We start from the raw sequence: 18476 nt of genomic DNA on the forward strand, positions 1-18476 counted from the left end.
TTGTGCGCGGTAGAACAGGGGAGTCGGCATCGAAGCCGACGTGCCGCGCGGACGCCCGAAGGCGGTGCGTTTGATGGATGCAGCCGGATCACCGGCGGACCGCGGCGGCGAGCCCGTGCGCGGGCCGGAACAGCCGAGCGGACTGCTCGACGTGCTCAACGTGGCCTCGGTGGTGCTGGACACCGAGGGACGCATCGCGCTGTGGAGCCCACAGGCCGAGGAGCTCTTCGGCTACCCGGCTCGGGAGGCGCTGGGGCGGTACGCGGCCCATGTGATGGTGCACGAACAGCATGTCGACATGGTCGTCAAGCTGTTCGCCGACGTCATGGCGACCGGCGAGGGCTGGGCCGGCGCCTTCCCGATCCGGCGCAAGGACGGCACCACCCGGCTCGTGGAGTTCCGCAACATGCGGCTGCTGGACGACCGGGGCGACGTCTACGCCCTGGGGCTGGCGACCGACCGGTCGACCGTGCGCCGGCTGGAGCGGGACGTGGCGCTGACGGCACGGATGGTGGAGCAGTCGCCGACCGGCCTTGCCGTGCTCGACACCGAACTGCGGTTCGTGTCGGTCAACCCGGCGCTGGAGCGGCTCGACGGCGTCCCGGCCGAGGAGCACCTCGGGCGGACGTTCCCCGAGGTGCTGCCGCTGCTGGACTCCGACGTCCTGGAGTCCGAGGCACGTCAGGTGCTGCGGACCGGACGGCCGGTCGCCCACCGCCGGATCATGGGCCGCACCCCGGCCGACCCGGACGAGGACCACGCCTGGGCGATGTCCCTGTACCGGCTGGAGGACGCCCGCGGGACCGTGCTGGGGGTGGCCGCCTCGACGGTCGACGTCACGGAGCAGTACCGGGCGGGCGTCGAGGCGGAGGCCGCGCGGCGGCGGCTGGCCCTCATCGCCGATGCCACCGCCCGGATCGGCACCACCCTGGAGCTGGACCGTACGGCTCGGGAACTGGCCGACGTCGCCGTGCCGGAGCTCGCCGACATCGCGGCCGTCGACCTGCTGGAGGCGGTGGTGGAGGGCCGCCCCAGCAGTCTGGGCCCCGCGCAGGCGGCGGTCATCCGGGCACTGGCCGTACAGGCGCAGGACGCTCCGGAGGCGCTGGCGGCGGCCGACCCGGCCGGCCAGGTGGCCCGGTACGGACCCGACCGGTTCGTCACCGAGTGCGTCCGCACGGGCGAGGCGGTCATGGTGACGCAGGTCAAGGACGAGGACCTGCCGCGCATCGCCCGCTCCCCCGCGGCGGCCGAGCTGCTGGCCCGGGCGGGCGTCCACTCGTATCTGGCGGTGCCGCTGATCGCCCGCGGCGAGGTGCTCGGCGCGCTCGACCTCAAGCGGGTCCGCAACCCGTTGCCGTTCGGCGAGGACGATCTGCTGCTCGCCCGGGAGCTGGCCTCCCGGGCGGCCGTGCAGATCGACAACGCCCGCTGGTACCAGAGCGCCCGCAACACCGCGCTGGCCCTCCAGCGCAGCCTGCTGCCCAGCCACCCCGCCGTCACCGGCGGCCTGGAGGTCGCCTCGCGCTACCGGCCCGCGGGCGCCACCACCGAGGTCGGCGGCGACTGGTTCGACGTCATCCCGCTGGACGGCGCGAGGACCGCGCTCGTCGTGGGCGACGTGATGGGCAGCGGCATCAGCGCCGCCGCCACGATGGGCCGGCTGCGCACCGCGACCAACACACTGACCTCGCTCGGTCTCGACCCGGCCGTCCTGCTCACCCACCTCGACCGCATCACGGCGGGCCTCGACCACTACATCGCGACCTGCGTCTACGTCGTCCACGACCCCGGGCGGCGGGAGTGCCGGATCGCCAACGCGGGACACCTGCCGCCGGCCCGGCTCCGGCCCGGCCGGGCCCCGGAGCTGCTCGACCTGCCCACCGGGGCGCCGCTGGGCGTGGGCGGTGTCGAGTTCACCACCGTCACCGTCGACTTCGCGCCCGGCGACCAGCTCGTCCTCTACACCGACGGGCTCGTGGAGACGCGCCGGCACTCCCTCGACGAACGCCTCGCCATGCTGCTCGCCCTCCTCGACGACCCGGCGCGCCCGCTGGAAAGCATGTGCGACCACCTGCTGGACACCCTGCACCACCCCGACAACCACGACGACGTGGCCCTGCTGGTGGCCCGGGCACGGCAGGAGCCTTGACCGGCCGAGGGGCCCGCGCCGAAGGACCGCCGTGTGCCGTCAGCCGGACCCGGACCGGCCCGCGGCGCGCCCGCCGCCCGCCTTCCGGACGGCCCTGGCGCCGACCACCACGTGCGCGTACAGCTCCTCCGACTCGACGAGGGAGGCGGTCAGCCCGGCACGGGTGAAGGCCTCGACGGCCGCCGGCGCCTGGCGCTCGCTGGTCTCGACGAACAGACAGCCGCCGGGAGCGAGCCAGTCGGGCGCCCCGGCGGCGACACGCCGCAACAGGTCGAGTCCGTCGGCGCCGCCGTCGAGAGCGGTCAGCGGCTCGTGCTCACGCGCCTCGGCGGGCAGCAGCGCCACCTCGCCGGTGGGGACGTAGGGCACGTTGGCGGCGAGCACGTCGACGCGGCCGCGCAGTCCGTCCGGGAGCGCCGCGAAGAGGTCACCCGTGTGGACGTGACCGGTGACGTTGCGGCGGGCGCAGCGCACGGCGGCCGGGTCGATGTCGGCGGCGTGCAGTTCCACCGGCCCCAGGGCGGCGGCCAGGGCCGCGCCCACCGCTCCGGAGCCGCAGCACAGGTCCACGACCACGGCGGCCCGCGGGACCCGGGCGAGGGCCTGGCCGACGAGGAACTCGGTACGGCGACGGGGCACGAAGACACCCGGCTCCACGGCGATGCGCAGACCGTGGAACTCGGCCCAGCCGAGGACGTGTTCGAGGGGCAGTCCCGCCACGCGGCGGTCCACCATGGTGGTGACCTCGTCCGGCGTCCGGGCGGTGGTGAGGATCAGCTCCGCCTCGTCCTCGGCGAAGACGCATCCGGCGGCGCGCAGCGCGGCGACGGTCCGGGGGCGCGAAGGGAAGGACGAGGGCACGTGCTTGGGCGGGGGAAGGGAAGAGGGCATGGAAGCCGAGAGCCTTTCGGAAGCCGAAGGGCGCTCTCGCGGTCAGCCGCGGTCGGTGGACCGTGCCATGGTGGCGAGGTGAGAGCACCCGACCTGACAAGCGGTAATGGGTCCCACCTCCTCGGTCCGCGTCGGCTGTGGCGGTCCGCAGCCGGACGGCTACCCTACCGCAGCGATGCGCACCGAACGGCCCACTCCGCCCACTCCGCGCAGTCGGCTCGGGTCGCCCCCTCGTGATCCAGTTGTATTCTGCAACCAGGGGGATGCGCGCGAGGGAGATCAGGTGACAGCGACCGAGGCCGTGGAGACCATCCAGCGGGAAATGACGATCTTCGCCCGTCGCGCCCGCGCCTCGGCCGGCCGTATGCACCCCGAGCTGTCGCTCGTCTCGTACACGCTGCTGGGCCATCTGGAGGAGATGGACGGCTGCCGGGCCACCGACCTGGCCGCCCACTACGCCCTCGACAAGTCCACCGTCAGCCGCCAGGTCGCCGCGCTGGAGCGGGCCGGCCTGATCGAGCGCCGGCAGGACCCGGAGGACCACCGGGTCCAGGTGCTTCATCTCTCCGCGGCCGGGCGCGGCATCCTCCTCCAGGTCACACAGCGCCGCCGGGCCGCCTTCCGGGAACGGCTCGCGGACTGGCCGGAGGAGGATCTGGAGCTGTTCGCCGGGTATCTGGAGCGCTACAACGCCGCGGGTGCGACGCCGGGCGCCGAGGGCGACTGAGCCCCGGGCGCGGGAGCCCTACCCCACCGCCACCGTCCGCTCCTCCGTCATCCGCTCCGGCACGCGCGCCGACAGGAACGCCGTCCGCATCCGCAGTCGGAAGCCGAGCGACTCGTACAGCCGGATGGCGCCGGCGTTGTCCGCGCCGGTGTGCAGGAACGGCGTGTCGCCGCGTTCGCGGATGCCGTGGGCGACGGCCAGGATCAGCCGGCTCGCCAGGCCCTGGCCGCGTACGGCAGGGTCGGTGCAGACCGCGCTGATCTCGGTCCACCCCGGCGGGCGCAGCCGCTCCCCCGCCATGGCGACGAGCGCTCCGCCGCGCCGTATGCCCAGGTAGGAACCCATCTCGATGGTGCGGGGTTCGAAGGGGCCCGGCCGGGTGCGGGCGACCAGGTCGAGGATCTCGGGCACGTCGGCGGGACCGAGCGGTACCGCCTCGGGGTCCGGGGCGGCGGCCAGGCCGTCGTCGACCAGCTGGACACCCGCCATGTGGAAGGTGATCTCCCAGTCGGGCGGGACCTGTCCGCGGAAGCCGAGCAGCGGGACCTCGGCGCCGGGGCCGGCCAGCGCGGCGAGATCCGCCCAGTCGTCGGCGTCCGGCTCGTCGGACAGGGCCAGCCAGGGCGTGACGTCGACGGGGTAGCGCAGCACCCGGCCGTACCGCTCGGCGAAGTGGGCGTGCGGGCCGGTGAGGGCGGCGCGGGCGGGGTTGTCCAGGACGTGCGGCCGGGCCTGTCCGACGGTGCCCGTGGGGCGAGCGACGCTCATGCGGCGTCCCCCCGGACGGCCTCGGCCGACGCCTCGCTCCCGGTGACGGTGACGGTCCCGGCCCCGGTCCGGAGGTCGCCGCACCTCGTGAAGACGCACGCCTTCGGCATCTGCTCCCACTCTCCTTCGCTGTCGTCCTGCGCTGTCGCGGCCCATCGGTCGGGCGGGCGACCGGCACGGGGCACGTCACGTGCAAGGACGATCTCCGGCCCGCTATTCCCCTGCCGGTACCGGGCCGGCCGGGCCGGTGCGGGAGGGGTCCGGAATGCACGTACGGTTGAATGAGCAAGCGATCCGTCCGCATCAGCTCGTAGGCAGGCACCGTCTCCCCCATGAACGTCACCCGAGGCTTCACCGGGCGCCCTCGCGTCCACAATCCGGGGCTGCCACCCGGTCAGTACGACGCGGGCGACGACTGGCCCGTGCTGTCCGCCGAGGTCACACCGGACCTCGCGGCAGCGGACTGGACCTTCCGGGTGGACGGTCTGGTGGAGCGGCCGCACACCTGGGACTGGGCGGCGGCGCACGCGCTGCCGGCGTCCGCCTACGAGGGCGACATCCACTGCGTGACGAGCTGGTCGAAGTTCGGGGTGCGGTTCGGGGGCGTGTCGCTGGACACGTTCCTGGCGGCCGTGGGCCCGCACGCGTCGGCCACCCACGCCGTCGCCTACTCGCACACCGGCTACACCGCGAGCCTGCCGCTCGCGGACCTGACCGGCGGGCGCGCCTGGATCGCGTTCGAGTACGACGGACGGCCGCTGCCCGCCGAGCACGGCGGCCCGGCCCGGCTGCTGGTGCCGCACCTGTACTTCTGGAAGAGCGCGAAGTGGATCGCCGGGCTGACCCTCCTCGACCACGACGAGCCGGGTTTCTGGGAGCAGAACGGCTACCACGCGCGCGGCAACCCCTGGGAAGAGCAGCGGTACTCCGGTGACTGAGACGACGGTGACCGAGACGACGGCCGTGACCGAGAGGACGACGGTGACCGAGACGGCAACGACGACGGCGCGGACGGGCTTCGTTCCGCCCACGCGCTTCGCGGTGCCCGGCCGCATCGACGCCGGCGAGGCGGCCGCCGAGTGGCAGACGGCCACGCTCACGGAGATCCGGCGGGAGACCCCGCGCGCGGCGACCTTCCGGTTCGCGGTGCCCGCCTGGGCGGGGCACCTGCCCGGGCAGCACCTGATGCTGCGGCTGACCGCCGCGGACGGGTACGTGGCCCAGCGGCACTATTCGATCGCCTCGGCGCCGGACCGCTCGGGGCACGTCGAGCTGACCCTGGACCACGTCGAGGGCGGCGAGGTGTCCGGCTGGTTCCACACCGAGGCACGGCCCGGCGACCAGGTGCAGGTGCGCGGCCCGCTCAGCGGCTTCTTCGCCTGGCCCGGCGACCGGCCCGCCCTGCTGATCGGGGCCGGCTCCGGCGTCGTACCGCTGATGTCGATGGTGCGCCACCATCGCGAGCGCCGTCTGTCGGTGCCGCTGCGGCTGCTGGTGTCGGCGCGCGGTCCGCGGGAGCTCGTCTACGCGGGCGAGTACGGCACCGAGACCACTCCCGTGTTCACCCGGACCGCGCCCGCGGGGGTGCCGGTGGGGCGCATGACGGCCGCCCATGTGGCACCGCTGCTGGCCGAGCGGCCCGAGGGCGGGTGGGAGGCGTACGTGTGCGGCTCCAACGCCTTCGCCGAGCACGCCTCGCGGCTGCTCGTGGCGGCGGGCCAGCCGGTGGACCGCATCCGGATCGAACGCTTCGGCTGACGCCGGGCCGGCTGCCGGCCTCTTCTGCGAGGGGCGCTCCGGGGCCCCGAGCAGCAGCCCCCCGCCCTGCCTCCGCCTCACCTGCGCCCCGCCTCACGTCGCCTCCGATTCCGATATGTACAGATTTGGGATCAATGTCCGCCGAATGGGGTACAACCCCCTGTGACTCTCGCACGCTGCACGGAAGGAGTGGCGCACCGGCCGACGGGCACGGCTTCCCTCCGCCCCCTCGGCACCGCTGACGGCGAGGAGGTCGGCCGACATGCGAACCCGCATACGCTTGCGGCGCCTGCGGCGCAGTGCGCTGCGGCGGCGCTCGGACGTCGTCGAGGTGTGGACGGCACTGTTCATGACCGTCCTGCTGTGCCTGGGCGCACCCCTGGCCGGGGCGACCGCAGGCTGGTGGGCGCACGGCGAGGCGCGGGCGCTCGGCGCCGCCCAGCGCGCGGAGCGTCATCGGGTGCGCGCCGAGGTGACCGGGCAGACGCCCGACACCCTGCCGTCCGTGGACGCCGGACGGCGGCAGACCTATCACGTGCCCGTGCGCTGGACGGACGACGACGGCAGGGTGCGCAGCGCCATGGCGCGGGTACCGGCCGGGACGCTCCGCGGCGACATGGTCGACGTGTGGTTCGACGCGCAGGGGCGCAGCGTCGGGCCGCCGCAGGGCCGGACGGCGGTCTGGCAGCACACGCTCACCTCGGGGGTGTGCGCGGCGGGCGGCGCCGCCGCCCTCGTGCTCCTCGGGCAGGGCGTGATCCGCCGGGTGGCCATGCGGCACCGGATGACCGAGTGGGAACGGGACTGGGCGCACACCGAGCCGGAGTGGACACGACGTCACCAGTCGTGAGCCCGGCCCGTCCCGTTGAACCGTTTCACGGGGCCTGGCGCCCGCCCGGCGCGCACACGTACGGTGTGATCAACCGTACGCTCCGTTCGCACCGAAGGCGGTTCTCGATGGCCCTGTTCGACCTCGCTCTCGACGAGCTCCGTGAGTACCGCAGCGAGTCCACCGAGCCGGCGGATTTCGACGCGTTCTGGTCGAAGACGTTGCAGCAGGCACGCGAGCACGACCTCGACGCCCGCTTCGAGCCGGTCGACACGGGACTCTCCACGGTGCGGGTGTACGACGTGACGTTCGCCGGGTACGGCGGCCACCCGGTGAAGGCCTGGCTGACGCTGCCCGCCGCGGCCGAGGAGCCGTTGCCGCTGGTGGTGGAGTTCGTCGGGTACGGCGGCGGGCGCGGCCTGCCGCACGAGCACCTGCTGTGGGCGTCGACGGGCCGCGCCCACTTCGTCATGGACACCCGCGGCCAGGGCAGCGCGTGGGGCGGCGGCGGTGGCACCGCCGACCCGGTGGGCGGGGCGCCCGCGTACCCCGGGTTCATGACCCGGGGCATCGACGCGCCCGAGAACTACTACTACCGGCGGGTGTTCACGGACGCGGTGCGGGCCGTCGAGGCCGCCCGGTCGCACCCGCTGGCCGACGCGTCCCGCACGGTGGCGCTCGGCGCCAGCCAGGGCGGGGGCATCACCCTCGCGGTGGGCGGCCTGGTCCCGGACCTGGTCGCGGTCGCCCCCGACGTGCCGTTCCTGTGCGACTTCCCGCGCGCGGCCACGCTGACCGACCGCCACCCCTACCGGGAGATCGGTCTCTTCCTCAAGACGCACCGCGGCCGCGGCGAGGACGCCCTGCGCACCCTGTCCTACTTCGACGGCGTGCACTTCGCGGCCCGCGGCCGGGCGCCGGCGCTGTTCTCGGCCGCCCTGGAGGACCAGACCTGCCCGCCCTCGACGGTGTTCGCGGCCTTCAACGCCTGGGCGCACGACGACAAGGCGATCGAGGTGTACGACTTCAACGACCACGAGGGCGGCGGCCCTTACCAGGAAGCGGCCAAGGTGCGCTGGCTACGGTCGTACGCCTGAGCGCTGGGCGGGGACACAGGCCACCGACCGAGCCGCCGGGCGGGGACACAGGACGCCTCGGGCGGCCTTCCCTTCCAGTCCGACCAGTCGGTACGTTCTTGGGGCCCGGGCCGCGGCGGTGCGGCCCGGCGTTCCGGCGGACGACGGAGGACACATGTCCGAGCAGCACGAGCCACGGGTCCACGGCCACTGCGACGCACGCTTCGCGGCGGTGCGCGCGGCGTTCGAGGAGAACTTCCGCGAGCGGGACGAGCTGGGCGCCGCGGTGACCGTCACCCTCGACGGCAGGACCGTGGTCGATCTGTGGGGCGGCTGGGCCGACCCGGCGCGCACCCGGCCGTGGGAGCGGGACACCCTGGTCAACGTGTGGTCGACGACGAAGGGGCCGGTGGCCCTGTGCGCGCACGTCCTCGCCGACCGGGGGCTGCTCGATCTCGACGCGCCGGTGGCCGCGTACTGGCCCGAGTTCGCGGCGGCGGGCAAGGAGCGGGTGCTCGTACGGCATCTGCTGTCGCATCGCGCGGGCCTGGCCGGTCTGCGTGAACCGCACGCTCCCGCCGAGCTCTACGACTGGGAGCTGACGACCCGTCGGCTCGCGGCGACCGAGCCGTGGTGGGAGCCGGGGACGCGGTCGGGGTATCACGCGCTGACCTACGGCCACCTGGTCGGCGAGGTGGTGCGGCGGGTGTCGGGGCTGCTGCCGGGCGCGTTCCTGGAACGGGAGGTGACCGGGCCGCTGGGCGTCGACTTCACCGTCGGGCTGCCGGAGAAGGAGGCCGGGCGGGCGGCCGAGCTGGTGCCTCCGCCGACCGCGTCGAGCAGCGAACGGGCGGCGGTCTTCGGCCAGTTGGCGCCCGTGGCGGTCGCCGCCCTGACCAACCCGCCGATGGGCGCGGCCGAGGCCAACTCGCCCGAGTGGCGGGCCGCGGAGATCCCCGCGGCGAACGGGCACGGCACGGCCCGGGCCGTCGCCGCCCTGTACGGGATCCTCGCGGGCCGGGGCACCTTCGACGGTCACCGCGTCCTGTCCCCCGAGGCGGCCGAGCGGGTGCGCGAGGGGCAGGGCAGCTGCCGCGACCTGGTCATCGGGTCCGGTTTCGCGCATGAGACCGAGGCCGGGCTCGGGCTGTGGCTCAGCGGCCCGAACGGCTCGTACGGGCCCAACCCGAGAGCCCTCGGGCACGACGGCTTCGGCGGGTCCTGCGGCCTTGCCGATCCGGAGGCGGGGCTGTCCCTGGGATACGTCATGAACCGGATGGGGTCGAGGATCGCCGACGACCCGCGGAAGACGGCACTGGTGGAGGCCGCGTACGGCGCGCTGTGACGCCGCGTGGGCTCTGTGGCGGGTGGGGCGCACGGGTCGGCCGTGGGTCGGTTTCGGCCGAACCTGCGGACCGACCTTCCCAACTGGTTTAGACCAATGGTAGATCTGGTCGCGCAATGAGCTCGCACGGCTACGTCTTGTCACCATAGGAGGCGCGGCATGGCCCGCACCACCCCCCACCACCCCGCCCACCCCGCCCACCCCGCCCACCCGCGAACCGACGACCGCATGCCGACCGCGGACCACGCACCGACCGACGGCCGCACGCGACCCGGAGACCGCGCACGACCCGAGGACCGGACACCGACCGAAGGCGGGACCCTGTACTGGCAGGTCGCCACCGCGTTGCTCGGCGAGCTGCGGGACGGGACCATCCCGCCCGGTGAACGCCTGCCGGGCGAGCGGCGGCTCGCCGAGCGCTTCGGCGTCAGCAGGTTGACCGTCCGGCAGGCGCTGGAGGTGCTGCGGCACGACGGCCTGGTCGCCACCGACCGGCGCGGCAGTCACGCCACCCTGGCGGGCCGCCCGCTGGAGGACCCGGCCTCGCTCGCCTTCCCGGTCGGCGTCCGCAGCCCGGATCCCGGCGCCGTCGACCGGGCCACCGTCGCCTGGGAGCCGCCCCCGCCGGACCACGCCCGCGCCCTGGGCCTCGCCCCGCACCATCCGACCCTCGTGCACCGCTACGAGTGGGCCGCCGCCGACGGGGGCGGCGGACGCTCGGCCGTGACCTCGTTCTCCGCCGTGGCACTGTCCGAGGTGGCGGAGCTCGGCCGCTATCGCGACCGGGCCGACGGCACCGGCACGGCCCAGCTCCGCCGGGCCTACGACTGGATGCGCAGGGCGGGCCTGACCCTGCACCACCGCGACTCCATCACCCGGCTGGACGGCGCGCCCTCGATGCGGGTGACCCGACGCGTCCACGACCAGTACGCGCGTCCGCTGGAGATCACGGACCTGGTCGTGGACGCGCGGCAGGACGCCCTGGTGTACGAGTTCACGATGCCGGCGGCCGGCTGACGGCCCGGACCCGTGGTCGGCCCGAGGGACGGCGGGGCCCTCACGCCCGTACGGCCGCCCTGTCCGGCCGCACGGCCGTGACCAGCCGGGCGCGCGGGCTGCCGTCGCGCCGTCGGCCGAACTCGGGCAGCGGCTGGAGACTCGTGCGCAGCCCGGCGCCCGCCAGCTCCCGTCGTACCCGGCCGAGCCCGAAGGCGCGGTAGTACATGACGAACGGCGGCCGCCACACCGCGTTGCGCACCCGCATCGCCGCGTCGAAACCCGCCAGCGTCCAGAACGCCGGGGACGACGGGCGCGGCGGGGCGACCACGGGGAACACGAAGCGGCCGCCGGGCCGCAGCACGGAGTGGACCTGGGCGAACAGGCCCGGCAGCTCATGGGGCAGGAAGTGCCCGAACGCCCCGAAGCTCACCACCAGGTCGAAGGCGGGGCCGAACGGCAGGGCGCGGGCGTCGGCCCGCACCCAGGAAATGCGCGGCCCCGCCCCCGCGGTGCGCCCGCGGGCCCGCGCGAGCATCCCCGCGCTGAAGTCGAGGCCGGTGACACTCCTGCGGCACACCCGGGACAGCACGTCCACCCCGGCGCCCGTGCCGCAGCACAGGTCGAGGCCGTCGTCCACGGGGCCGTCCCACTCCAGCGCGGCCGCCACCGCGTCGAGCACGGAGTCCGGGGTGCGGAACGGGGTGTGGTCGAACTTGGGGGCGAGCAGGTCGTAGCCGTGCTCGACGGAGGACAGCGCCTGGACGGCGAGCTCTCGCAGACTGGGGCCTTCGGGGCTGAACATCCCGATCAGCGTAGGGGAACCGGGCCGTGGACACGCTGACGACCGGTGACTACCCTGACCCACCAATACTCAACTAATTGACTATGGGGTGATCCGATGCGCGCGTTCCGCGAGGCGGTCGAGGCCGGCGATCTCGACGCCGTGGAGGCACTGCTGGCCGAGGACGTCGTCTTCAGCAGCCCGGCGGTGTTCAAGCCGTACCAGGGCAAGGCGATCACCGCGGCGATCCTGCGTACCGTCGCCGGTGTCTTCGAGGACTTCCGCTACGACCGTGAGCTGACGTCGGCCGACGGGCGTGACCACGCGCTGGTCTTCACCGCGCGGGTGGACGACCGCGAGCTGAGCGGCTGCGACTTCATCCATGTCGACGAGAACGGTCTGATCGACGCGCTCACGGTCATGGTCCGTCCGATGTCCGGCCTCCAGGCCCTCGCGGCGGCCATGGGCGCGCGGTTCGACCGGATCACGAAGGAGGCGGAGGCGCGCTCCGTCTGATCAGCGCGCCTCCGCCGGCTCTCAGGCCACCGTGAGCACGATGGCTCCGGTGTGGGTCGTGCCGGGCCCGAGGACCGTGGCGGTGCCGTCGACCGTCACGGTCAGCCTCTTGCCGCGCGGCGCCTGCACGGCCGCGTCGGCGGCGAGGGCGATCGAGGTCAGGTGCGAGGTGCCGGTGACGGTCCAGACGGAGCCGCCGTTCAGCCGGACGACGGCGCCGTTGTTGACGGCGGCCCGCACGGTGTTGGTGACGACGCCCAGTTCCTGGAAGTTCGCCGCGTCGATGGTGGACACCCGGTGCCTGGCCCCGGACGCGGAGATCACGCCCTCCACCGTCGAGCCCTCGAAGGTGAGGACCATGTTCTTGCCCTTGCGCACACCGTTGTAGAAGTCGCCCTTCAGCGCGATGGCGGTGAACGTGGCGGCCCCGTCGGTGGGATGGGCCGCGGTGACGTCGAAGCCGGTGTCCTTCGCCGGGTCGCCGGCCGGCTCGGTGTAGACGCCGACGTTCATCATCCTGCCGCCCACGTCGACCGGGCCCGGGTCGTCCAGCTCGATCATCTGGAGGATGATCCCGTCGCGCGGTTCGAGCCGGGCGCCCTTCGAGCCGTCGACGGAGATGGCGGTCTGCTGGCCCTTGTTGAGGAAGGTGGCCCGCTCGGACTCGATCACCGTGCCGCCGTCGAGGGTCAGCGTGCCCGCGCCGAAGAACATGTAGCCGAAGTGCCCCGAACGTACGACCGTGTTGCGCACCGGCAGGGCCGCCAGTTCGGCCTTCGACAGACCGAGTCCCAGCTCCGTGTCGAGCGCGGCGACCGCCTCGCGGGTGCTGTCGCCGTAGTGCACCACCGCGGCGGGCCCGGCGATGATGGTGGCGTAGCTGCCGACGTCGAAGCGCGAGCCGAGGACCCGTACGGTCGCGTCGCCGATGGCGTAGGTACCGTACCCGTACTCACCCGTGTTTCCGACATGGCAGTTGACGGCGGTCAGCTTCAGACCGCTGCCGCCCTCGACCGACAGGGCGCCCCAAGTCTCCGAGAACACCGTGGAGTTGAGGTAGGTGGCGCGGCTGTTCTTCCCGACGAGGTTGGTGGCGCGGACGTTGCCGTCGAGGCCGAGCATCCAGGGCACCGACTGCATGTACGGGGTCTCCACGGTGGCCCGGTAGTCGGCGGGCAGCACGCCGTTGCGGGTGCGGACGGTGGAGTTCTTGACGAGGACGGCGGCGCCGTCGTCCGCCATGACACCGGTGCGGACCACTCCCTTGGTGCCGATCCGCGCGCCGTCCAGCACCAGAGTGGTCCCCGGGCCGCTCCCGACGACCGCCGCGCCGTAGCCGGCGAAGTCGCAACGGCCGTTGCCGGTCAGGGAGATGGTGGGCCGCCTGAGCGTGTAGGAGGCGTCCTTCACGTACACGGCGTCGAAGCACTCGCCGGTGGAGGTGACGGACACCCCGCGCGCGAGGGTGTCCGTCACCTTGCCGCCGCGCACGGCCGAGAGGACGGACCGGTCCCGGTCGACGCCGTCGGCACCGACGTACAGCGCCTGGCGGAAGGGGAAGGTGAGCGTCTGGTAGGTCACCGCGTTGTCCGGCGTCACGGTGAGGACGACGTCGCCGCGGTAGGTGCCGGCCTGGATCAGGGTGAGGGTCCCGCCGGTGGCGGTCAGCGCCTGACCGGTCTCCACCCCGTCGACGGTCAGCGTGACGCCGTGGCCGTCGGGGGCGGTGATCGTGCCGCCCTCGGCGACGGTCAGGAGGCCGACCCGGGTCGTCGCGGTGAGCGGGTACGTCTCCCCCGGTCCGACCGTGATCCGGCCGCCCGCCGTCTTCGGCGCGGCGGTGGCAAAGGCGGCCGGGACCAGTACGGCACCGGCCGCGGCGGTACCGGCGACCAGGAGGGAGCGTCGGGTGATCAGCGTCATTGCTTGCCTTCCCACAGTTCGAATGCGTCCTTGCGCAGCGTGACGAGCCGGCCGCCGCACGCGGGGCGGCCCGGGCTCGGGTCAAGGCACCCGAGGTGCGTTCGATGGAGTGAAGCAGCCGTGCACACCTGGGAACAGGCGGGTCGCGCACGCATCCCGGAACCCGATGCCTCGGATCGGGCCGCCCACTGCATGGCGATCACACAGAGTGGCCACAGCCGGTCGTGGCGCGCATGGTGGCGAGGCGGGCGGCCGTGGGGCCGTCCCGCCTCGGTGTCCACCGGGCCGTCCGGATCAGACGGGCGGTGCCTCGAAGAGCACGTCGGGGTCGTTGAACTGCTCCTTGGCCACCGACTCGCTCATCGGGTCGGCGGTGCCCCACTGGTCCTGGGTGAGCGGGTCGTCGACGTCGTGGCGGCCCGGGTGCCACAGGTCCTCGTCGAGGACGGCGAGTTCGGTGGTGTACTCGACGGTGTTGCCGTGCGGGTCGTGGAAGTAGGCGAAGGTGTTGTCGCCGGCGAGATGCCTGCCCGGACCCCAGGTGAGCCGGGTCCCGGCCCGAAGCGCCCGCCCGGTGCCGCGCATGTACTCCTCGACTCCCCGCATCTCGAACGAGGCGTGGTGCAGGGAGACATGGGGGCCGCGGGCGATGGCGAAGGAGTGGTGCAGCGGGCTGCACCGCAGGAAGTACATGAGGTCGCCCATGTGCGGGGAGTAGAGCGTGTCGGTGAGCCGGAGACCGAGGTGTTCGGTGTAGAAGTCCCGCAGCCCCGCGGGGTCCGGGGAGTTGACCACGCAGTGCGAGAGGCGTACGGGGATCGCCTCGCGCTCCTCGATCCTGCGGTGGGCCCGGGTGGCGACGTCGGCGGAGACCTCCACGACCCGCCCGTCCGGGTCGAAGAACCGCAGGCCGTAGCCGCCGCCCGGAGTGTCCGACGCTCGTGGTTCATGGACGAGTCGGACTCCGGCGCGGGCGAGCCGTACGGCGAGTTCGTCCACGGCGGCGGGCGAGTCGGCGCCGAAGGCGACCAGGTCCATCCGCTTGCGCTCGTCCTCGCGGATCCGCACGACGTACTGTTCCGGGCTGCCCTCGGCGGCGAAGAACGCGATACCGCTGTCGTTCGCCACCTCCGTCAGTCCCCAGGTGGTGCCGTAGAAGGCGCGCTGCCGTGCGAAGTCCGGTACGGCCAGGTCGACATGGCGCAGATGGGTGATGGGCTGGAAGCTGCTGGTCACGGTGCACTCCTGACGGTGTTGCGCTGGTGCCCGAGCCCGGTGATCGAGGCCTCCAGGAGGTCGCCGGGCTCGAGGAACACGCCCCAGTGGGCGCCGTTGCCGGCCGGCGAGCCGGTGAGGAGGAGATCGCCCGGGCGCAGGGTGGTGGTCGTGGAGGCGTAGGCGATGAGCCGGGGGATGTCGAAGATCATGTCCTTGGTGGACTCGTCCTGCCGGACGACTCCGTTGTGGCGCAGGGTGATCCGCAGGTCGCCCGGATCGCCGACGAACTCGGCCGGGACGAGGAAGGGGCCGGTGGGCAGGAAGGTGTCGGCGTTCTTGGCGGTGAACCAGTCGGTGCCGATGGCCTTCAGGTCGGGCCGGTAGAGCCGGTCGCGGGTGGTGAGGTCGTTGCTGACGGTGTAGGCGGCGACGTACGACATCGCCTCCTCGACGGGGATGTTCCGGCCCGTCCTGCCGATGACCAGGGCGAGTTCGAGTTCCCAGTCGTGCTGTTCGCCGAGCGCGGGCAGCACGATGTCGTCGTAGGGGCCGCACAGGGCGCGCGGGGAGCCCAGGAAGAGGTACGGGACCCCGTTGCGGCTCCGCTCGTCCATCATCTTCTCGGCGTCGGCGCGGGCCGCCTCCGGGGTGGCGCCGTGCACGCTCTCCTTCTCGGCGGCGACCAGATCGACCACGTGCCTGCGGTAGTTGGCGCCGCTCTGGAGGATCTGGCCCGGCTCGATCGGGGTCAGCACGCGCAGGGCGGCCAGGTCGTGCCAGGTCCCGTCGGCGCGGCTCGCGAGTCCGCCGAGACGGGGCAGCAGTCCGTCCCAGTCCTCGACCAGCGCGCGCACGGACGGCACCAGGTCGCACAGGTCGCGCACCCGGGCCCCGACGACCAGGCCGGGGAAGGCACCGCCGGCCGACTCGCTCACGAAGGTGCCGAGCGCGAACGGTCCGGCGAGGGGCGCGTCCCGCGCGCCGGGCGGGGCCGGGGGCTCGGGGGAGGCAGGGTGATCGGGCACGGCGGCTCTCCTCGTACGGGTGGGGGCTCGCCCTCGACGCTAGGCAGCGCGGAGCCCCGGCGGAAATGGCCGTTGGCGATGCCTGCCATCGGCGGCCGCCCCCGTCCCGGCCTGCGCCGACGTACGGCGACGGGGCACGGCGCCGAGGGACGGCGCCGCCATCGTCGTACGGGATGCATGACGTGCCCCTTGCCGATGCCTCGATCCGTTGACCACCGCACCGGCCGCCACGCAGGCTCGGAGCGTCCGTCGTCCGAGAAGATCGACAGGAGACCGACGTGGTCGTCGAGCATGCCGGGCCGGCCGCGGAAACCGGGCCGGCCGTCCTTCCCGCCGGACCTCACGCCCGACCGGCCGTCCCGGTCGTCGACTTCCACGGTCATCTGGCCGTTCCCGCGGCCGACGCCCTCGTCGCGGGCAGCGCGGGCCTGGCCGCCGAACTGGCGGCCGAGCGGCGCGGCCACTCCCCCGCGTCGACGGCCGTCAACCTGGCCCAACTCCAGCGCCTGGCACCGAAGCTGACCGAGGTCGACGCACGGATCGCCGATCTCGACGCGATGGGGGTGGACATCCAGGTGGTCGGCCCGATGCCCATGCACCACTACTGGGCGGACCGGGATCTCGCGGCGCGGCTGGCCCGTACCGCCAACACGGCGGTGGCCGGGCACTGCGCCGCCGCGCCGGACCGGCTGTACGGCCTGGGCACGGTCCCCCTCCAGCACCCCGACCTCGCCGTGGCCCTGCTGGACACAGCGGTCACCGAGCACGGCCTGTACGGGATCAGCGTCTCCACCGCCGTCGACGGCCGCGAGCTCGCCGACCCGGCGCACGACGTCGTCTGGCGCAGGGCCGAGGAACTCGGCGCGGTCGTCTTCGTGCACCCGTGGGGCTGCTCGCTGGGCGAGCGGCTGGCGAGCCACTACCTGGGCAACACCGTCGGCCAGCCGGTCGAGACGACGGTCGCCCTCTCACACCTGATCTTCGCCGGCGTCCTCGACCGCTTCCCGCGCCTGAAGCTGGTGGCCGCGCACGGCGGCGGCTATCTGCCGACGTACGTCGGCCGCTCCGACCACGCCTGGCGGGTGCGCGAGGACGCCCGCGGCTGCGCCGAACCGCCCAGCTCCTACCTGCGCCGCATGTGGTTCGACGGGCTCGTCTACACCCCGCGGGCCCTGCGCCACCTGGTCGCGGAGGTCGGCGCCGACCGGGTCGTCCTCGGCACCGACCACCCCTTCGACATGGGTGTCACCGACCCCGTGGCCCGGCTGGACGCCGCCGGGTTCGCCCCGGCCGAGCGGGCCGCGATCGCCGGGGGCAACGCCCTCGGCCTGCTGACGGAAGGACGTACCCGATGACCCGCACCCCCCTCGGCCCCGTCGCCGAAGAACTCGCCAAGGCCCGCGCCGCCTACCGCAACTGGGGGCGCTGGGGGCCCGACGACGTCCTCGGCACACTGAACTTCCTCGACGACGCGATACGGGCGCACGCGGCCGGTCTGGTCCGGCGCGGCCGGTCCTTCTCACTGGCGCTTGAGTTCAACGAGGACGGGCCGCAGCGCGGCTTCCGCGGCCGTATCAACCCCGTGCACTACATGAAGGACACCGGCTCGGACGCCGCGGCCGGCACCCAGGGCTTCCCGCACGGCTTCGGCGGCGCCGACGACCATGTCGTGATGCCGTTGCAGGCCTCCACGCAGTGGGACGGCCTCGGCCACATCTTCGACGACAAGCGGGCCTGGAACGGCCGTCCGTGCACCGTCGTCAACGGCGACGGCGACTCGGTCACCGGGATCGAGCACATGCGGGACGCCTTCACCGGACGCGGAGTGCTGCTCGACGTGGGCCGCGCGTTCGGCGACGAACACGGCGAACTCCCCGACGGGTTCGCCGTCCGGGAGGAGCATCTGCGTGCCACGATCGAGGCCCAGGGCGCCACGTCGGGCGTCCGTCGCGGCGATCTGGTGCTGGTGCGCACCGGACAGCTCGGCCGGGTGCGGAGGCAGGGCTCCTGGGGCACGTACGCCGCCGGGGACGCTCCCGGCCTGTCCTTCACCACCCTCGGCTGGCTGCACCGCACGGAGATCGCCGCGATCGCCGCCGACACCTGGGGCCTTGAGGTACGCCCGTACGAGTTCGCCGAACCCGCCATGTCGCCGCTGCACCAGATCGCCATCCCCAACATGGGGCTGCCGCTGGGCGAGATGTGGGACCTGGAGGCGCTGGCGGCCGACTGCGCCGCCGACGGCGTCCACGAGTTCCTGCTGGTGGCCGCCCCGTTGCCGGTGACCGGCGCGGTGGGCGCCCCCGTCAACCCGATCGCGCTCAAGTGAGTGAGCCGATCCGCGCGAAGCAGGCGGCCGCGCACCGGCCGCCGTACCGCGGGCCGGCCCTCGCGGCTGTGCCCCGACCACCCGTCTGACCTGCGCACATCCGGGGATCCGATGGTTGCCATCAGATCCCTGTGAGTTG

The 18476-nt window shown here is 73.7% G+C and carries 17 protein-coding genes; 11 read left to right on the forward strand and 6 right to left on the reverse strand.

Translation table 11 applies throughout. The features are described 5' to 3' along the window. Nucleotides 1-73: 73 nt before the first annotated feature. Nucleotides 74-2152 (forward strand): SpoIIE family protein phosphatase, encoded by a 2079-nt coding sequence (locus ACWC24_RS15350; protein WP_450663305.1) that lies wholly within the window; start codon nt 74-76, stop codon nt 2150-2152. A gap of 39 nt (nt 2153-2191) precedes the next feature. Here ACWC24_RS15350 and ACWC24_RS15355 read toward each other — a convergent pair whose 3' ends face one another. Next, the gene (locus ACWC24_RS15355; protein WP_450663306.1) at nt 2192-3043 is read right to left on the reverse strand and encodes a putative protein N(5)-glutamine methyltransferase; all 852 of its coding nucleotides are present in this window, start codon (nt 3041-3043) and stop codon (nt 2192-2194) included. 283 nt (nt 3044-3326) lie between these two features. Here ACWC24_RS15355 and ACWC24_RS15360 point away from each other — a divergent pair, with 283 nt between their 5' ends. Further along, entirely contained in the window at nt 3327-3770 is a 444-nt protein-coding gene (locus ACWC24_RS15360; protein WP_450663307.1) for a MarR family winged helix-turn-helix transcriptional regulator, read from the forward strand. 18 nt (nt 3771-3788) lie between these two features. Here ACWC24_RS15360 and ACWC24_RS15365 read toward each other — a convergent pair whose 3' ends face one another. Continuing rightward, on the reverse strand, nt 3789-4538 hold the full coding sequence (locus ACWC24_RS15365) for a GNAT family N-acetyltransferase (RefSeq protein ID WP_450663308.1): 750 nt from the start codon (nt 4536-4538) through the stop codon (nt 3789-3791). 332 nt (nt 4539-4870) lie between these two features. On the opposite strand from ACWC24_RS15365, the gene ACWC24_RS15370 reads away from it, so the two are divergent. The 6 genes from ACWC24_RS15370 to ACWC24_RS15395 all read left to right on the forward strand — a co-directional run bounded on the left by ACWC24_RS15370 (nt 4871) and on the right by ACWC24_RS15395 (nt 10563). Then, nucleotides 4871-5476 (forward strand): sulfite oxidase-like oxidoreductase, encoded by a 606-nt coding sequence (locus tag ACWC24_RS15370; RefSeq protein WP_450663309.1) that lies wholly within the window; start codon nt 4871-4873, stop codon nt 5474-5476. A 43-nt stretch (nt 5477-5519) separates the two neighbouring features. Continuing rightward, entirely contained in the window at nt 5520-6296 is a 777-nt protein-coding gene (locus tag ACWC24_RS15375) for a ferredoxin reductase (protein ID WP_450663422.1), read from the forward strand. 262 nt (nt 6297-6558) lie between these two features. Continuing rightward, the gene (locus ACWC24_RS15380; RefSeq protein ID WP_450663310.1) at nt 6559-7146 is read left to right on the forward strand and encodes an Rv1733c family protein; all 588 of its coding nucleotides are present in this window, start codon (nt 6559-6561) and stop codon (nt 7144-7146) included. A gap of 107 nt (nt 7147-7253) precedes the next feature. Then, on the forward strand, nt 7254-8222 hold the full coding sequence (locus tag ACWC24_RS15385; RefSeq protein ID WP_450663311.1) for an acetylxylan esterase: 969 nt from the start codon (nt 7254-7256) through the stop codon (nt 8220-8222). A 154-nt stretch (nt 8223-8376) separates the two neighbouring features. Further along, nucleotides 8377-9546: a serine hydrolase domain-containing protein gene (locus tag ACWC24_RS15390; RefSeq protein ID WP_450663312.1), complete on the forward strand. Its 1170-nt coding sequence runs from the start codon at nt 8377-8379 to the stop codon at nt 9544-9546. 159 nt (nt 9547-9705) lie between these two features. Then, a complete protein-coding gene (locus ACWC24_RS15395) occupies nt 9706-10563 on the forward strand; it encodes a GntR family transcriptional regulator (protein WP_450663313.1) in 858 nt (285 codons plus the stop codon). Nucleotides 10564-10603: 40 nt separating this feature from the next. Here the strand turns inward: ACWC24_RS15395 and ACWC24_RS15400 are convergent, their stop codons facing one another. Further along, nucleotides 10604-11347, reverse strand: coding sequence for a class I SAM-dependent methyltransferase (locus ACWC24_RS15400; protein ID WP_450663314.1), 744 nt, complete (start codon nt 11345-11347; stop codon nt 10604-10606). Between the two features lie 96 nt (nt 11348-11443). Between ACWC24_RS15400 and ACWC24_RS15405 the strand changes: the two genes are divergently transcribed. Beyond that, nucleotides 11444-11842: a nuclear transport factor 2 family protein gene (locus ACWC24_RS15405; protein WP_450663315.1), complete on the forward strand. Its 399-nt coding sequence runs from the start codon at nt 11444-11446 to the stop codon at nt 11840-11842. 21 nt (nt 11843-11863) lie between these two features. Here ACWC24_RS15405 and ACWC24_RS15410 read toward each other — a convergent pair whose 3' ends face one another. From ACWC24_RS15410 to ACWC24_RS15420, 3 genes are all read right to left on the reverse strand, one after another. Continuing rightward, nucleotides 11864-13765, reverse strand: a complete 1902-nt coding sequence (locus ACWC24_RS15410) for a hypothetical protein (RefSeq protein ID WP_450663316.1) — start codon at nt 13763-13765, stop codon at nt 11864-11866. 294 nt (nt 13766-14059) lie between these two features. Further along, entirely contained in the window at nt 14060-15001 is a 942-nt protein-coding gene (locus tag ACWC24_RS15415; protein ID WP_450663317.1) for a VOC family protein, read from the reverse strand. Further along, nucleotides 14998-16008, reverse strand: a complete 1011-nt coding sequence (locus ACWC24_RS15420) for a fumarylacetoacetate hydrolase family protein (RefSeq protein ID WP_450663318.1) — start codon at nt 16006-16008, stop codon at nt 14998-15000. Before ACWC24_RS15420 ends, ACWC24_RS15415 begins: the two co-directional genes overlap by 4 nt. 383 nt (nt 16009-16391) lie before the next feature. On the opposite strand from ACWC24_RS15420, the gene ACWC24_RS15425 reads away from it, so the two are divergent. Both ACWC24_RS15425 and ACWC24_RS15430 read left to right on the forward strand, forming a co-directional pair. Beyond that, on the forward strand, nt 16392-17363 hold the full coding sequence (locus ACWC24_RS15425) for an amidohydrolase family protein (RefSeq protein WP_450663423.1): 972 nt from the start codon (nt 16392-16394) through the stop codon (nt 17361-17363). Beyond that, on the forward strand, nt 17360-18337 hold the full coding sequence (locus tag ACWC24_RS15430) for a cyclase family protein (RefSeq protein ID WP_450663319.1): 978 nt from the start codon (nt 17360-17362) through the stop codon (nt 18335-18337). The genes ACWC24_RS15425 and ACWC24_RS15430 overlap by 4 nt, the downstream gene beginning before the upstream one ends. The last annotated feature ends 139 nt before the right edge of the window (nt 18338-18476 follow it).

This window comes from Streptomyces sp. NPDC001443 (assembly GCF_053597355.1).

Coding starts and splice junctions, on each gene's coding strand:
- ACWC24_RS15350 (WP_450663305.1), top strand. CDS start 74: ATGGATGCAGCCGGATCACCGGCGGACCGCGGCGGCGAGCCCGTGCGC.
- ACWC24_RS15355 (WP_450663306.1), bottom strand. CDS start 3,043: ATGCCCTCTTCCCTTCCCCCGCCCAAGCACGTGCCCTCGTCCTTCCCT.
- ACWC24_RS15365 (WP_450663308.1), bottom strand. CDS start 4,538: ATGAGCGTCGCTCGCCCCACGGGCACCGTCGGACAGGCCCGGCCGCAC.
- ACWC24_RS15370 (WP_450663309.1), top strand. CDS start 4,871: ATGAACGTCACCCGAGGCTTCACCGGGCGCCCTCGCGTCCACAATCCG.
- ACWC24_RS15380 (WP_450663310.1), top strand. CDS start 6,559: ATGCGAACCCGCATACGCTTGCGGCGCCTGCGGCGCAGTGCGCTGCGG.
- ACWC24_RS15385 (WP_450663311.1), top strand. CDS start 7,254: ATGGCCCTGTTCGACCTCGCTCTCGACGAGCTCCGTGAGTACCGCAGC.
- ACWC24_RS15390 (WP_450663312.1), top strand. CDS start 8,377: ATGTCCGAGCAGCACGAGCCACGGGTCCACGGCCACTGCGACGCACGC.
- ACWC24_RS15395 (WP_450663313.1), top strand. CDS start 9,706: ATGGCCCGCACCACCCCCCACCACCCCGCCCACCCCGCCCACCCCGCC.
- ACWC24_RS15400 (WP_450663314.1), bottom strand. CDS start 11,347: ATGTTCAGCCCCGAAGGCCCCAGTCTGCGAGAGCTCGCCGTCCAGGCG.
- ACWC24_RS15405 (WP_450663315.1), top strand. CDS start 11,444: ATGCGCGCGTTCCGCGAGGCGGTCGAGGCCGGCGATCTCGACGCCGTG.
- ACWC24_RS15410 (WP_450663316.1), bottom strand. CDS start 13,765: ATGACGCTGATCACCCGACGCTCCCTCCTGGTCGCCGGTACCGCCGCG.
- ACWC24_RS15430 (WP_450663319.1), top strand. CDS start 17,360: ATGACCCGCACCCCCCTCGGCCCCGTCGCCGAAGAACTCGCCAAGGCC.